We start from the raw sequence: 13977 nt of genomic DNA on the forward strand, positions 1-13977 counted from the left end.
TTGCTGGAAGGACCGACCATGAGCATCTCCACGTCCGCCCTCGCGCCCGAGACGGCCCCGGTGAGCCCACCGGCGCCCGAGGCGGAACTGAGCTACGACGCGACCGTTCCCCGCACCCTGGTCCACCGGGCCTCGATAGCCGAGGTCTTCGTCACCGACTCGGCGCAGACCGGTGAGGACACGTACGCCGTCGCCGCCCAGCTGCCGCGCGGCCATCTGATCGGGGAGCACTCCCCGGCGTACGACTTCACCCTGCTGGTGGAAGTGGTGCGGCAGGCCGGGGTCCTGGTCGCCCACCGCCACATGGGGGTGGACCTGGGCGCGGCGTTCATCTTCCGGGACCTCCGGCTGCGCGTCACCGCGTTCGAGCCGCTGCGCATCGGCCGGCGGCCCGCCGATCTGCGGGTCGACGTGAGCGTGTCGACCCGGCGCAACAGGGCGGGCCGGATCCAGGGGTTCAGCTTCACCGGGGACGTCGCCGTCGACGGGCGGCCCGCGATGCGCGGGGAGGGCGGGCTGCTGATCCTGTCCAAGACCGCGTACCAGGCCATGCGGAGCCGGCGGCAGCTGCCGGACCACCCCGGTTTCCTGCTCCCGCGCTTCACGGCGGCCGAACCGTGCTCCGTGGGGCGGCGCGACGCCCGGAACGTGTTCGTCACCGAACCCGTGACGGACGGCCAACCGGGCCGTTTTTCCTGCCAGTTGGTGGTGGACACCAGCCATCCGCACGTCTTCGACCACCCGCTGGACCATGTGCCCGGCCATCTGCAGATGGAGGCGGCGCGGCAGTTGGCGGTGGCCTCGGTGGCGCGGCTGCACGGCCTGGACCCGTGCACCCTGTCGCTCGCCTCCATCGAGACCGATTTCACCGACTACGCGGAGCTGGACCGGATCACCAGCCTGCGGGCGACGGTCGGCGGTTTCCGGTCGGACGAGGCCCTGGGCACCTTCACGGTCCCGGTCGCGGTGGAGGCCGTACAGGACGACACGGTCACCACCGCCATGCGGCTCGAAGTCGCGCAATACGCGCAAAATTAAGTGAACTTTAAAGGGAATCGCTCTCTGATCTTTTACGCCCACTCTCTGTCAAGTAGTGTCCTCGTCGAACGGGCCGTCCTGATCGTCGCGGCCCGACGGGGGGAGCACAGTGATCCGGATCCTGCTCGCCGAGGACATGCACATGGTCCGGGGGGCGTTGGTCGCCCTGCTGACCCTGGAGGATGACCTGACGGTGGTGGCCGAGGTCGAGCGGGGGGACCGCATCCTCCCCACGGCCCTGGAGTGTGTGCCCGATGTCGCCGTCATCGACGTCGACCTGCCGGGTCTCGACGGACTGAGCGCGGCGGCCCAGCTGGCCCAACAGCTCCCCTCGTGCCGTACGTTGATCCTGACCAGCCTCGGCCGCCCGGGCACCCTCCGCAAGGCGCTCGCGGCCCAGGTGGGCGGTTTCCTCCTCAAGGACGCTCCCCCGGACCGGCTGGCCGGCGCGGTGCGGGACGTCGCGGCGGGGAAGCGGGTGATCGACCCCCAACTGGCCCTCGCGGCCTTCGACAACGGGGAGAACCCGCTGACGCCCCGTGAGACCGAGGTGCTGCGGATGGCCGCCGACGGGGCGGAGGCGGCGGACATCGCGAGCCGGCTGTTCCTCTCGGTGGGGACCGTGCGCAACTACCTGACGACCGTGGTCACCAAGCTCAACGCGCGCAACCGCGTCGACGCGATCCGGGTGGCCAGGGAGAGCGGCTGGCTGTGAGACGACGAGGGCCGGGCGAGTGGTCCGACCACTCGTCCGGCCCTCGCCCGTCCCGCCGCCCGCAGAACCGTTCCCGCTCAACCGGTTCTACGGGCGGGCCGGTTCAGCGGGGCGGTGGCCCGCAGGACGAACCACCCCTCCTCGTCCAGCCCGGACGTCAGCCGGCCGCCGATCGACGCCAGCCGGAACTGCAGGTTGCCGAGGCCGCTGCCGTCCGCCCCCGACGAGGGGTCCCGGAAGCCCGTCGCGGTCTTCTGCACCCCGTCGTTGGCGATGGTGAGCACCAGCTCGCCCGACGTCCTGCGGCAGTCGATCCGGCAGTGCTCCGCCTTGCTGTGGCGCAGCAGGTTGGTGATGGCCTCCCGGAGCACGGTGGCCATGATGGTGCTCACCTCCCCCTCGGGGAGGTCCGCGCGGCACCGCACCTCCGCCTGGATGCCCGCGGCCGCCAGGACCGCCTGTGCCGACACCGCCTCGCTGGTCAGAGACATGTCCCGGTAGCCGCGGGCGACCGTGCGGACGTCGGAGAGGGCCTGCCGGGAGATCTCCAGGATGCTCCTGAGCTCCTCCAGGGCCCGGTCGGGGGCCGCGGGCACCAGACGGCAGGCCAGTTCGCTCTTGAGGGTCACGGCGGACAGGCTGAAGCCGAGCAGGTCGTGCAGGTCCCGCGCGAAACGGAGCCGCTCCTGGGTGACGGCCAGCCGGGCGAGTTCGGTCTGGGCCGCGTGCACCTCGACCACCAGCTGGGCGAGCCGGTTGAGGCCGTACACGATCAGTCCGGTCAGCACGGTGGAGACGGTGATGTACACCGAGCCGACGAGGTTCATCCCCAGCAGCGGCCCCGTCGCGGCGGCCGCCACGGCGACCAGCCCGAAGAGCGGCCAGGCCACCGACGGCCGGAGCACGAGCAGCAGCGAGGCGCCCAGGAAGCCCGCCATGCCGCCCCAGCCGAACCCCAGGACGGCGAGCGGCAGATAGGTCATCAGGGCCTGTGCCGTGAGCGTCCACCGATACCAGCGGGCCCTGAAGCGCCGGAACCGCTGTGCGGTGTGCACCAGTTGGAGCAGGAAGACCAGGCTGAAGCCCAGGGCCGAGAACACCAGGGTGAGCGGCCCCGGTCCCGCGTCCGCGATGTTCAGAAAGCCGGTCAGGACGAACCCGCACTCGACGATCAGTACGACACTCCGGGCGAGCCGGGGCGGCGGGGCGCTCAGCCCCAGGAACCGCACCGCCGCCGAGAGAGGGGGGTTGCCGCCTACACCGCCGTCGGCGGTGTCCTCTAAGGAAATGCCGGCGTCTGTCTCCGCGTCCGGCGCGGCTGCCTCCATGAAAACCCCTCACACTGAACGGGATCAAGGAGCGATCAGTCTATGCGGGTTCTTTGAACTTTAAGTAATAAATGTAGGACTCATGGATCAACTGTGCGCTTTACAAGGATGGTTGGTGACGGCCTCCGGGGCGACGCCGAGGGCGAAGCCGCCGACGCTCGGCTCGGTCAGCCAGTCGGTGCCCGTGGTGCGGGCGGCCAGCTCGATGTCGCCGCTGCCGAGGGCGCAGGAGGCCAGGCCCATCGCGGTCCCGATCAGATACAGGTTCTGGATCACCGCGCCGACGTGCTTCAGCGTCAGCGAGTAGGGGAGGCCGCTGTACTTCCACGACAGCCGGTGGATGCGTGAGGTGATGGTGATGACCACGGCGGGCGGTGTGTCCAGCCCGGCGGAGATCTGCGCCTCCGCGAGCAGTTCCGCCGTCGCCGCGTCCGGGCCCTCGTCGCCGACGCGCACCAGGCAGTGCTCCAGCGGCGCGTAGTAGTGGGTGCCCGGGGGGATCCCGGCGCAGTCCCGGACGGTGAGGTAGAACTCGAGCTCGTAGGCGCGGCCGCCGCTGGGGTACGGGCGGTCGCTGTACTCCTCCTCGTGCCGCCCCTCGCCGTGCCGCTCGGGCAGCCCGCGCACCCGCAGCGCCCGGTACAGGAACTCGCCCAGGACGGCGGCGGTGAGCGGCTCCGAGCCGTACGACCGGATGCTGCGGCGCTCCTCCACCACGGTGGTGAGCGGCGCGTCCGCGGCCGTCACCTCGCTCAGGGAGGGCCGGGGGAGGAGCAGGCGCGGGCCGTCGGGGAGCGGCTTGACGGCCGGGGCGGGGGGCAGGCGCCCGGCGAGCGGGTAGGTGGCACCGAAGTCCGCGTCGTGCCTGCCGAGGGTGGAGCGGCTGTGGAACAGCAGGTCGACCGCGCCCCAGGACAGCAGGGCCGGGTCCGTGTCCTCCGCGAACACCGGAACCGAGTCGGCGCCGCGGCCGCCGTCGTCCGCGCCCGTCCGGGACGGCAGGGCCCGGACGGCGGACTCCCTTTCGGCGGGCCGGGGTTCGTCGGATTCGAGTTCGGCGGATCCGGGTTCGGCGGATCCGGGTTCCGCGGCCAGGACCATGCCGGTCCCCAGCAGATGGGCGACGATCTCCGCGACGACCGGAGTGGTGAGGGGGACGGCCGCCACGATCTCGTCGAGGGTGTGCGCGCGACCGAGCATGCCGATCACCCAGGCCGCCTCCGGACCGTGCACCACGACCCGGTACAGCGACACGGGGCTCTCCAGGACGAAGCCCTCGCCCTCGCTGCGCAGGAACGCGAAACGGGACAGGCGCACCGCACGGCTCCGGTCGAAGGTGCCCGGGCGGTAGCGCGCCGACTGCACGATCGGGACCACCGACAGCAGCGGCTGTTCGGCGTCCTCCAGCGTCAGCGAACGCACCACCAGGTGCCGCAGCCGGTGCAGCAGCATCAGTATCTCGGCCTGCTCGTCCGCGGCGGTGGCCGTGCGCCCCCCGGGGGAGGAGGGGCGCACGGAGCTTTCGGCCGTCAGCTCGGCGACCACGTTGGCCAGTGAGATCGGTCCGAGACTCATCCGCCGCAGGGCCTCGCGGACCAGCGGGCCCGCCCGGTGCAGCCGGGTTTCCCCCCAGCGCCCGGACAGCACCACGGGACCGGCCGGATCGCCCGCGTCCACCAGGACGTCCTCGCGGAGCGACCACAGGTCGACACAGCGACGGTCGCTCCGCGTCGTCGCGGCTGTGCTGAACGGCCTTTCGGCGGGCATCGAGGGCTCCTGGAGGACGGGAACGGCGGTGGGGCGCCGTTCCAAACGAACGATCAGACGATCAGACGAACAACGGGACGGGATTGAGGTCCTCGTACGGGGTGGGCGCGGCCAGCCGGCCCAGCCGTACCGGTACGTCGAACAGCCGGCCCGGCGCGAACCGGGCCCAGAAGTGGCGCAGGCCCGGCACGACGACCTTCATGACCGGAATCCCGATGTCGGGCCTGGTCTGGTCGAGCACCAGCAGATCCATGCCGTGCCCGCGCAGCAGCTCCACGACCGCCTCGACGTCGTCCCGCAGGTCCGGACGGCTGCGGAAGCCGAAGTCGGCCGGTCCGCGCGCCGGTTGCGAGGGATCGGGCAGCAGATGGGGCTGGGTGGCGACGGTCGCCCCCCACCACCAGCCGAGCGGTCCGGGGTCGGTGGTGCCGTACCCCGTGCCGTCGGGCCGGGCGCCGGTCACCGCGGGCAGCAGCTGGCTCATCTCCGTCAGGGCCCGGCGCAGCGCGACGGCCGGATCGAAGTGCGCGCCGAACCCGAACATGATGTCCTCGGCCGGTTTGTCGGTGCGCCGCGAGAGGGCCGCGAACACCGGGACGCCGAGGTCGGCGGTCAGGTCCAGCACCCACACCTCACGGTTCAGGTGCCGGTAGGCGTCGAGCAGTTCCTCGGTCCAGCCGTCGCCGAAACCGCCCGCGCCGTCCAGCCGTACGCCGGGCTGACGGGTGCGGTTGTACCACCACAGGGCCACGGCGTCCCGCTCGACGAGTTCCAGGAAACCGTGCAGGATCGCGTCCTCCGGGCTGCTGCCGGCGGCGTTGCCGTTGGAGTCGGCGCGCAGCGAGCGCCGGCCGGCCACCGGCGGGGGCGACCCGTCGAGCGAACCCGGGAAGTACAGCATGCCGGTCGGCAGCAGCCGCTGCCGTCGCTCGGTGAGCGACCACACCGGCGTCCAGTCGACCGGCGCCCGGTCGTCGAAGGGTTCGGGGACGTACTGGAACGCGCCGTGCAGGGCGTTCCACCGCTCCCGGTCGCGGAACTGCCGGGGGGCGAACAGCTGGCAGGCGTCCGGGGAGACGGCCGCGTCCCCCAGACCACGCAGGCTGTCCCTGGTCCGCGGCTCGTCCCCCTGGAGGGTGCCGCTGTACCGCTCCAGCGCCTCGCACATCGCGCTCACCTCGGCGTCCAGCGCCGTGGCACCCTTGCCGCCGCTGAGCTGCCGCAGACCGGCCCGCAGCCGTGCCAGGTCGGAGCCGCCCAGCGCGGCGTTGCGGCCCGCCAGGTAGCAGTGCGTACCGGCCGGCGCCCGGGGGTCCCGGCGGATCTCCTCGATCACCCCGGTCACCGGGCTGACCAGATGCCGGTACCGGTCACGGACCTCTTCGGGGGAGCACGCCCGGTGTCCCCCCGAGGCGTGCGGCGCCTTCGGCCGGGAGGCGATCGTCACCGGCTGCAGGACCTGCCGCGCGACGAGGCCGGGGTCGCCGCAGTCCGGGCACTGCGGGCGGCGCCGCAGCTCGTGATGACGGGTCGTCAGGGTGAGGGTGTCCAGCGTCAGGACCGCCGACTGGCCCGGATAGCGGTAGCCGGCCAGCCACTTCGCCGTCTCCAGCGCGGTGAGCTGCGCCGCCGCGGCGGCCGTCGGCGGCACCTGGGCGGCGGGCCGCGGGACCGGCCCGGTCAGGCCGAGCGCCCGGCGCACCGGGGCCTCGCACAGCCGGTGGCCGCGCAGCCGGTGCGCCAGGCACGACCAGCAGGGCCCGGCACCCGGCTGGAACACCGGCCCGACCCACGCCGTCGAGGCGCCGGGCCGGGCCAGCAGCCAGGGCCGTCCCGTGATCCGGTGCAGCGCGTCGATCTCCCGCAGCTCGGGATCGAGGTAGTCGTCGCAGACGACCAGGGACAGCCCGGTCGCGTCCTCCCCGGGCGCGCGGTGCGCCCCGTGGGCGTGTCCGCGGTGGAAGCCGTCCGTGGACACCGCCAGTCCCGCGGCCCGGCACGCCTCGGCCACTCCCTCGGCGCTCGCGCCGCCCACCGTCAGGATCTCCAGCGGTGCGGCGGCCACCTGCCGCAGCGCCGCCGTGCCGTCCAGCCCGGCCAGCTCCCAGTACGCGCGGGCGGGCCTCGTCGGGTCGTCGCAGCCGCCGCCGGCCGGGGCCGGTGTCGCGTACCCCACGAGGCCGGCCTGGGCGAGCCTCCCGATCAGCCGCCCCACCCGCTCGGGCGGGATCGCGGGGGCCGCGTCCCGCAGCACGGACGGCAGGTCCCGGGTGCCGTCCAGCAGCGGCACCAGGGCCTCGATGTGATCGCCCTGCAGAGCGGTCACCCCCCGGTCGGACAGGAGGTAGGCCGCGTCGTCGGCGACGACCTCCGCCCTGAGATGGCTGCGGAACCCCACGAGCCGGCGGTCGTGCGCTCTCGGTACCCGCGCGGGACGCTCGCCGAAGACGGCGGTCACCGCGCGACCGCCCGGTTGCCGTCCGGCGCGTCCGTGTACCGGTGCTCCGGGGCGGGCGAGAGGCAGAAGCAGAGGAACGCGTGGGCGGTCCCCGGCCGTGACAGCTCCTCGATGGTCAGCTCGCCCACCGGGTTCTCCGGCAGCGACGGCGGCTGCTGGCCCTGGGCCAGCGTGACGCCGAACTCGTCGAGCACCGAACGGGCGTCCACCTGGTAGCGGCGCGAAAGCTCCGGCTCCAGCCACGCCTGTGCGACCAGCTCCATGAACCGCAGTTCCTGGCCGGGGGTCGGGTCGAGGCCCACGGCCACGTCCGTGCCGCACGCACCGTCGAGAGTGGAAATAACGCCTTCGTGCACGTTGCCCTCCGTAGAACCTGTGTGTGATGGATCGGACATCGCCGTGGTCGGACCGGCACGACAGGATTCTTCGGGGACCGGGGTCGTCACCGACAGTGTTCCGTTCATGCCTCAGGTGTGAATTCGTCATGGGTCGCCTCCTCGGTAATTCACGCGCGGGCGATGAAGCGATCACTGGGGCCGCGCGCGGCTCCGTGCCACTGTGGAGAGCTCCGAAACGCAAGCCGAGCGGTTTGGCTGGAGGGAGTCCACACATGGAGATCCGGGTCCTGGGGCCGCTCGTCGCCCAGCTCGATCACACGTCCGTAGTGCCCAGCGCGGCCAAGCCCCGCCAGGTGCTCGCCCTGCTGGCCCTGCACGCCGGCCAGGTCGTGACCGTGTCCACGCTGCTCGACGAACTGTGGGGGGACGCCCCGCCGCGCACCGCGCCCGCCACCCTCCAGACCTATATACGGCAACTGCGCCGCAGGCTGGGCACGGTGCTGGGCCCGTCCGCGGTACGCGGGCCGAAGGACATCCTGTGCACGCGCTACGGCGGCTACGCGCTGGACGTGGCCGGGCCCGACGACGCCACGCAGTTCCAGCGGCTGTCCGTGGCCGGGCAGACGGCGCTGCGCGAGGGCGCCGCCCGGGAGGCGTCCGCGCTGCTGCACCAGGCACTGGCGCTGTGGCGCGGGCCCGCCCTGGCCGACGTGCAGATCGGCCGGGCGCTGGAGGTCGAGACCGTACGGCTGGAGGAGACCAGACTGGGCGCCCTGGACGCCAGGATCGAGGCCGACATGCGGCTCGGCCGGCACGCCGCGCTGCTCGGTGAGCTGACGGCGCTGGCCGCGCAGCACCCGCTGCACGAGACCGTGCACGCGCAGCTGATGCTCGCGCTGTACCGCTCGGGCCGGCCCTCCCACGCCCTCGGCATCTACCAGCGGCTGCGCCAGTGTCTGATCCGGGAGCTCGCGCTGGAGCCGTCGACCCGGCTGCAGCGGCTGCACCAGGCGATCCTGCGGGCCGACCCCGCCCTGGAGTCACCGGATCCGGCCGTGCCCGGCGGCGCCGGACCGCGGGCCGTGCCGCTCACGCCCGCCTCGGTCTGATCCCGGCCTCCCCGGCACCGACCAGGGACGTTCCTCTCTTCGCCCGGGGCGTTTGGCGGCCCTTAAGCGCCGCTCCCGACGCTGGGGGCACGGCGGGTACTGGCCACCTGGTGGCCACCGCGCAACGAGAGGAGTTCCGGTCACGATGACGCGATATCTGAGACGCGGTGGTCCACGCCACGACGGTCGCCTGCGCATGTTCTGTTTCCCCTACGCGGGTGGAGGCGCCTCCGCCTACGCCGGGTGGCAGCGCTGGCTGGGGACCGGCATCGAGGTACTGCCGGTGCAGCTGCCGGGCCGTGAGGGCCGGATGACGGAGCCCCGCTTCACCGATCTCCCCGCGCTCGTGGCGGACCTGGACCGGGAGCTGGGCGAGGAACTCGACCACCCGCACGTGCTGTTCGGGCACAGCATGGGCGCGCTCATCGCCTTCGCCCTGGCCCAGCACCGGCGCGCCCGCGGCGAACGGCTCCCCCTCGCTCTCCTCCTCGGAGCCCACCGCGCCCCCCACCTGCCGGCCCCGCCCCTCACCCACGGCTATGTGGCGGACGACGCGGAACTCATGCGCGGGCTGGCCGCGCTGGGAGGTCTGCCCCGGGTGCTGCTGGACCGGCCCGAGTGGCTGGCGGCGCTGCTGCCGGTCGTCCGGGGCGATCTGATGCTCTGCGAGGGCGCCGGGAGCGTGGACCGCACCCCGCTGCCGGTTCCCCTGCACACCTTCGCCGGGGCCGAAGACCGTCTGGTGACGGTCCCCGAGGTGCGGGAGTGGTCGCTGTACTCCACCGAGGACAGCGAGACCGTCGTGGTGCCGGGCGGCCACTTCTACATCAGGGAGCAGGAGAGCGCCTTCCTCGACCGGCTCTCCGAGGCGCTGAGCCGCTACACCGACTTCGCCGACCTGCTCGGCATGGACCTGGTGGGAGCCTCGACCGACTGACCACCCGCTTCCGGGACGCGGGCTCCGGCCGCCGCAGCGCGCTCGGACCGGGTCCGGTGACCCGCCGGGAGACGGCAGTTGCGCCGACACGAGCGTCGTGTCGGCGCAACGGCGTGCCCGGGGCGTGAGGCTGCGGCCCGCGCTCTCCCGGGCGTGCCGCGACGCTCCCGTCGGCCCCCGACCGGTCCGTCTCCGGTGCTCGTCCCGGCGCGCGTCCTCTTCGCCGACCTGCTCGGCATGGACCTGGTGGGAGCCTCGACCGACTGACCACCCGCTTCCGGGACGCGGGCTCCGGCCGCCGCAGCGCGCTCGGACCGGGTCCGGTGACCCGCCGGGAGACGGCAGTTGCGCCGACACGAGCGTCGTGTCGGCGCAACGGCGTGCCCGGGGCGTGAGGCTGCGGCCCGCGCTCTCCCGGGCGTGCCGCGACGCTCCCGTCGGCCCCCGACCGGTCCGTCTCCGGTGCTCGTCCCGGCGCGCCTCCTCCTCCGGTGGCCGGCCGGCCGGACGCGGCGGGCCGCGCAGGTCCAGGAGGTCGTCGGCATCAGCGTCCTGCGGCTCCCGTGAACAGCGTCCTCGCCGGTGGCGCGCCGGACGCGGCACCTCGGTCGGCGCTCCCGGACGCGTCCATGTCCCGCGTCCCCGTCACGCGGCCGCCGTCTCGTGGACGCCGCAGTGCTGCGGCACCGCCGGTGTCGAGCCGGGCCCGCCGCGGTCCCTGACCGGTCTCCGACCTGCTGCGTCGGTTCGTGCCGGTGCCGGTGCCGGTGCCGGTGCCGAGGGACGCGGTGCGCGTACCTCTCCCGTGGCGGCCGAGTGAGGGCCACCCCGCCCTCCTGCGGCCGGCCCGCCGGATCCAGGACGTCCTGCCGTGGACCCGGCGCCCGGTGCGAACCGGACCGGACGGTGGCCGACCCTGCCTCCTGAAAGCGCGGGGCCCGGCTCGCGCGGTCCGTGAGCGGGTTCCTCGGCTCTCCGGTTTCCCCCGCTGCCCGCTGCCCCGCCGTCGAGGCCGCCCGCCGCCGGGGCCGTTCAGCGGGCGGGCGCCTGCGCGGCCGGAACCTCCGGTGCGGGGGCGGCCGAGACCTCGGTGCTCCCGGAGTGCGCGCCCGCCGGGACGGACGCGCCGCGCGCCCCCGTGCGGCCGGGCATCAGCAGGGCCGCCACCACCGCGCCGCCCGCCACGACCGCCGCCGCCACGGTCAGTCCGACCCCCGCGGCGTGGTCGAAGGCCGTCCGCGCGGTCGTGGCGAGGGCGTGGCCGGCGTCGCCGCCGGTGCGGTCGGCGAGGCTCAGGGCGCTCTCCAGCGTCCGCCTGGTCGCCTCCGGCTGACCGGACCGGGTCATCTCGCTCGTATAACTGTGGGCCAGCACGCTGCCGACGACGGCGACGCCCAGCGCGTTGCCGAACTCCTGCATCGTCATGTCCAGCGAACCGGTCGCCCCCGACCGCTCCGGCGGCACCAGCGACATGACCACGTCCGTGGTGGGCCCCATGGCGAGGCCGAAGCCGATCCCCGCCAGGACCAGCCCGGCCAGCACCGGGGGATAGCCCTCGCCGACCCGGCCGAGGACCAGCACCCCCGCCGCCCCGACCGCCAGGCCCACGGCCACGCTCCCGCCGGGCCCGACCCGGCGGACCACCGCGGGGCACACCACCGTGCCGAGCAGGACGGCGAACGCCACGGGCATCACCGCGAGACCGGCCTGCAGGGCCCCGTAGCCGAGGGCGAACTGCAGCCTCTGGGTGAGGACGAAGAGCGTGCCCGCCAGCCCGAACATCAGCAGCAGGATGCTCACGCTCGCCCCGATGAACGGTGCCCGGCGCAGCAGGGCGAAGTCCACCATGGGGAACGGGTGCCGACGCTCCCACAGCACGAAGCAGACACCCGCGACGGCGGCCACCGTGAAGCCGGTGACCGGCCCCGCGGAGGACCAGCCGTGCTTCGACGCCTGGATCGTCCCGAAGACCAGCCCCACCATGACGCCCGTGCCGAGCAGCGCGCCGAGCGGGTCGGGGCGGCGGGGCGAGGGATCGGCGGACTCCGGCAGCAGCAGCGCTCCGGCGACCACCACCACGGCCACCGGCAGCAGGTTCACCAGGAAGATCGACCCCCACCAGAAGTGGCTGACCAGGGCGCCGCCGACCACCGGGCCGGCCGCGACCCCGAGCGCGGAGCAGCCGCTCCAGATCCCGATCGCGCGGGCCCGCTCGGCCGGCGGGAAGACATGGACCAGGACGGCCAGCGTGCCGGGCATGATGCACGCCGCACCCAGTCCCATCAGCACCCGCGCCCCGATCAGCTGGCCGGTCCCCGCCGCCGTCATCCCGACCACCGAACCGACGCCGAAGACGACGGTCCCGAACAGGGTCGCGCGCTTGTGGCCGTACCGGTCGGAGAGCGTTCCGGCGGTCAGCAGCGCTCCGGCGAGGGCGAGGGCGTAGCCGTCGACGATGAACTGGATCTGGCCGGTGTCGGCGTCCAGGCTCCGCATCATCTGCGGGATGGCCACGTTGAGCAGGCCGTTGTTGAGCACGATCGCGAACAGGGCGAGGGAGAGCACACCGAGGATCCACCAGCGGCGGGGATCCGCGGTCTCGGGGCCGGGCTCGGTGCCGGTCATGGGTCGGTCCTCCGTCGGGCGTGGGCACAGGGGTCGCCGTCACCCTCGCCGGACCCGCTGAAGGGCCACTTGCGGCGCGGCCGCACCCTGACGGCCGTACCACCGCGACCCGTCGCCACGGCCCACCGCCACGACCGGCGCCCGCCGCACACCCGTCCCGCCCTCCGCTCTAGCGGCGCTTCAGCGCCGCTCCCTACGGTCCGGCCGGTGCCGTCCTCGGGTGAGCGGCGGCGATCACCGAAGGAGGTGCCATGGAGATCCCGGTACGGCTGCGGCGGGCCCGCTCCGCACTACTGCTGATCTTTCTCGTGCACGGTGTGGTCTTCGCCCTGCTGGTCACCCGCATCCCGGCGATCCAGGACCGGTACGACCTCAGCGACGCCGAACTCCCGCTGTTCCTCGCCGCCGTACCGATCCTCGCCGGCGTCGGCAGCGTCACCGTCTCGCGCGTGGTGCGCCGGGTTCCCGCGCCCGTCGTGGTCCGGATCGTCCAGCCGGTCATCTGCCTGGCGCTGACCGGCGTGGGGGCGGGCGACCAGGTCTGGCAGCTGGCGGCCTGTCTGGCGGTCTTCGGACTGCTGGTGGGCGCCATGGAGGCGGGCTTGAACATGACGGGCGTGGCGATCCAGCGCGGCCACGGGCGCAGCATCATGCTCGGTTTCCACGGCGCCGCGAGCCTCGGCGGCATCCTCGGCGCCCTGTTCGCCTGGGCCGGGGCCTACTGGGACTTCTCCCTGCTCACCCTCTTCGCCGGAACCGTCGCCCTGCTGCTGCCGTGGGCGATGGCGGCCGGCCCCCGCCTCACCGCGCGGCCGGACGGCCAGGACGCGGCGACCGGCGCCGCGACCCCTGCCCGCGCGGCCTCCCCGGGGCCGGGCGGACGGCGAGGCGTCCCCTGGAAACCGTTGCTGCCCCTCTGCGTGATCATGGCCGTGTCCGTCGTCGCCGACTCCACCGCGACCAACTGGAGCGCCAAGTTCCTGGAGGACACCCTGCACAGTTCGGAGGCGATGGCGACCGTCCCGTACGGCCTCTACATGGCGGCCACCCTGCTGGGCCGTGCCCTCGGCGACGGCTGGGTGCAGCGGTGGGGGACGGTCGCCGTGGTGCGCGCGGGCGCCCTGCTCGCCGCCGTGGGGTTCGCCGTGGTCGCCGCCGCGCCCGAACCCGTGACCGGCGCGCTCGGCTTCGCCGTACTCGGCGCGGGGCTGTCCGTGATCATCCCGCAGGTCATCGTGATCGGCGCGCAGCGGCTGCCGGGCGCGCAGGACACCGCCGTGGCACGCGTCAACCTCTTCAACTACGTGGGCTTCCTGATCGGCCCGCCCCTGGTCGGAGCCGTCGGCGCGGCCGTCTCCTACCGCGCGGCGATGTGCGTGCCGCTCCTCCTCGTCCTCGGCGTCCTCCTGATCGCCCGTTCCCTGGCCACCCCGAACCCCACGGCCGACTCCTCCGCGCGCGTCCCGCGTCCGGAGGCGACGACGACCACCGTCGGCTGACGGCGCCACGCTTCCCCCGGCGTGCCGCCCGGCGCGGCCGTGCCCCGACTGCCCGGACGGCAGCCGGGGCATGCCCGTGTCCGCCACCCGGCGAGACGGGCCGGCCCGGCGCCCGACGGGCGAGGCCCCCGGCCGCGGTCCCCGCCGGGCCCGCACGCGCCTC

The 13977-nt window shown here is 74.0% G+C and carries 10 protein-coding genes; 5 read left to right on the plus strand and 5 right to left on the minus strand.

Features of this window, described 5'->3' with window-relative positions:
• Positions 1-18: 18 nt before the first annotated feature.
• Together PYR72_RS32895 and PYR72_RS32900 are read left to right on the plus strand one after the other, a co-directional pair.
• Entirely contained in the window at positions 19-1038 is a 1020-nt protein-coding gene (locus PYR72_RS32895; protein WP_275458653.1) for a ScbA/BarX family gamma-butyrolactone biosynthesis protein, read from the plus strand.
• Between the two features lie 109 nt (positions 1039-1147).
• On the plus strand, positions 1148-1753 hold the full coding sequence (locus PYR72_RS32900) for a response regulator transcription factor (protein WP_013003887.1): 606 nt from the start codon (positions 1148-1150) through the stop codon (positions 1751-1753).
• A 77-nt stretch (positions 1754-1830) separates the two neighbouring features.
• Here the strand turns inward: PYR72_RS32900 and PYR72_RS32905 are convergent, their stop codons facing one another.
• The 4 genes from PYR72_RS32905 to PYR72_RS32920 form a co-directional block, all read right to left on the minus strand.
• A complete protein-coding gene (locus PYR72_RS32905; protein ID WP_275458654.1) occupies positions 1831-3081 on the minus strand; it encodes a histidine kinase in 1251 nt (416 codons plus the stop codon).
• 87 nt (positions 3082-3168) lie between these two features.
• Entirely contained in the window at positions 3169-4848 is a 1680-nt protein-coding gene (locus tag PYR72_RS32910; protein WP_275458655.1) for a SagB family peptide dehydrogenase, read from the minus strand.
• 61 nt (positions 4849-4909) lie between these two features.
• On the minus strand, positions 4910-7306 hold the full coding sequence (locus tag PYR72_RS32915; RefSeq protein ID WP_275458656.1) for a TOMM precursor leader peptide-binding protein: 2397 nt from the start codon (positions 7304-7306) through the stop codon (positions 4910-4912).
• Entirely contained in the window at positions 7303-7662 is a 360-nt protein-coding gene (locus PYR72_RS32920) for a TIGR04351 family putative TOMM peptide (protein ID WP_275458657.1), read from the minus strand. The genes PYR72_RS32915 and PYR72_RS32920 overlap by 4 nt, the downstream gene beginning before the upstream one ends.
• Positions 7663-7916: 254 nt before the next feature.
• On the opposite strand from PYR72_RS32920, the gene PYR72_RS32925 reads away from it, so the two are divergent.
• Both PYR72_RS32925 and PYR72_RS32930 read left to right on the plus strand, forming a co-directional pair.
• Positions 7917-8753 (plus strand): AfsR/SARP family transcriptional regulator, encoded by an 837-nt coding sequence (locus PYR72_RS32925; RefSeq protein ID WP_275458658.1) that lies wholly within the window; start codon positions 7917-7919, stop codon positions 8751-8753.
• A 145-nt stretch (positions 8754-8898) separates the two neighbouring features.
• On the plus strand, positions 8899-9690 hold the full coding sequence (locus PYR72_RS32930; protein WP_275458659.1) for an alpha/beta fold hydrolase: 792 nt from the start codon (positions 8899-8901) through the stop codon (positions 9688-9690).
• A gap of 1032 nt (positions 9691-10722) precedes the next feature.
• On the opposite strand, the gene PYR72_RS32935 is transcribed toward PYR72_RS32930, so the two are convergent.
• Entirely contained in the window at positions 10723-12315 is a 1593-nt protein-coding gene (locus PYR72_RS32935; protein WP_275458660.1) for an MFS transporter, read from the minus strand.
• A gap of 251 nt (positions 12316-12566) precedes the next feature.
• Between PYR72_RS32935 and PYR72_RS32940 the strand changes: the two genes are divergently transcribed.
• The gene (locus tag PYR72_RS32940) at positions 12567-13814 is read left to right on the plus strand and encodes an MFS transporter (RefSeq protein ID WP_275458661.1); all 1248 of its coding nucleotides are present in this window, start codon (positions 12567-12569) and stop codon (positions 13812-13814) included.
• The last annotated feature ends 163 nt before the right edge of the window (positions 13815-13977 follow it).

Origin of the sequence: Streptomyces sp. VNUA24 (genome assembly GCF_029167005.1) — a bacterium.
GTDB lineage: Bacteria > Actinomycetota > Actinomycetes > Streptomycetales > Streptomycetaceae > Streptomyces > Streptomyces scabiei.

Bases quoted from the DNA above. Each gene is read 5' to 3' on its own strand.
- PYR72_RS32895 (WP_275458653.1), top strand. From the start codon at position 19: ATGAGCATCTCCACGTCCGCCCTCGCGCCCGAGACGGCCCCGGTGAGC.
- PYR72_RS32905 (WP_275458654.1), bottom strand. From the start codon at position 3,081: ATGGAGGCAGCCGCGCCGGACGCGGAGACAGACGCCGGCATTTCCTTA.
- PYR72_RS32910 (WP_275458655.1), bottom strand. From the start codon at position 4,848: ATGCCCGCCGAAAGGCCGTTCAGCACAGCCGCGACGACGCGGAGCGAC.
- PYR72_RS32925 (WP_275458658.1), top strand. From the start codon at position 7,917: ATGGAGATCCGGGTCCTGGGGCCGCTCGTCGCCCAGCTCGATCACACG.
- PYR72_RS32930 (WP_275458659.1), top strand. From the start codon at position 8,899: ATGACGCGATATCTGAGACGCGGTGGTCCACGCCACGACGGTCGCCTG.
- PYR72_RS32935 (WP_275458660.1), bottom strand. From the start codon at position 12,315: ATGACCGGCACCGAGCCCGGCCCCGAGACCGCGGATCCCCGCCGCTGG.
- PYR72_RS32940 (WP_275458661.1), top strand. From the start codon at position 12,567: ATGGAGATCCCGGTACGGCTGCGGCGGGCCCGCTCCGCACTACTGCTG.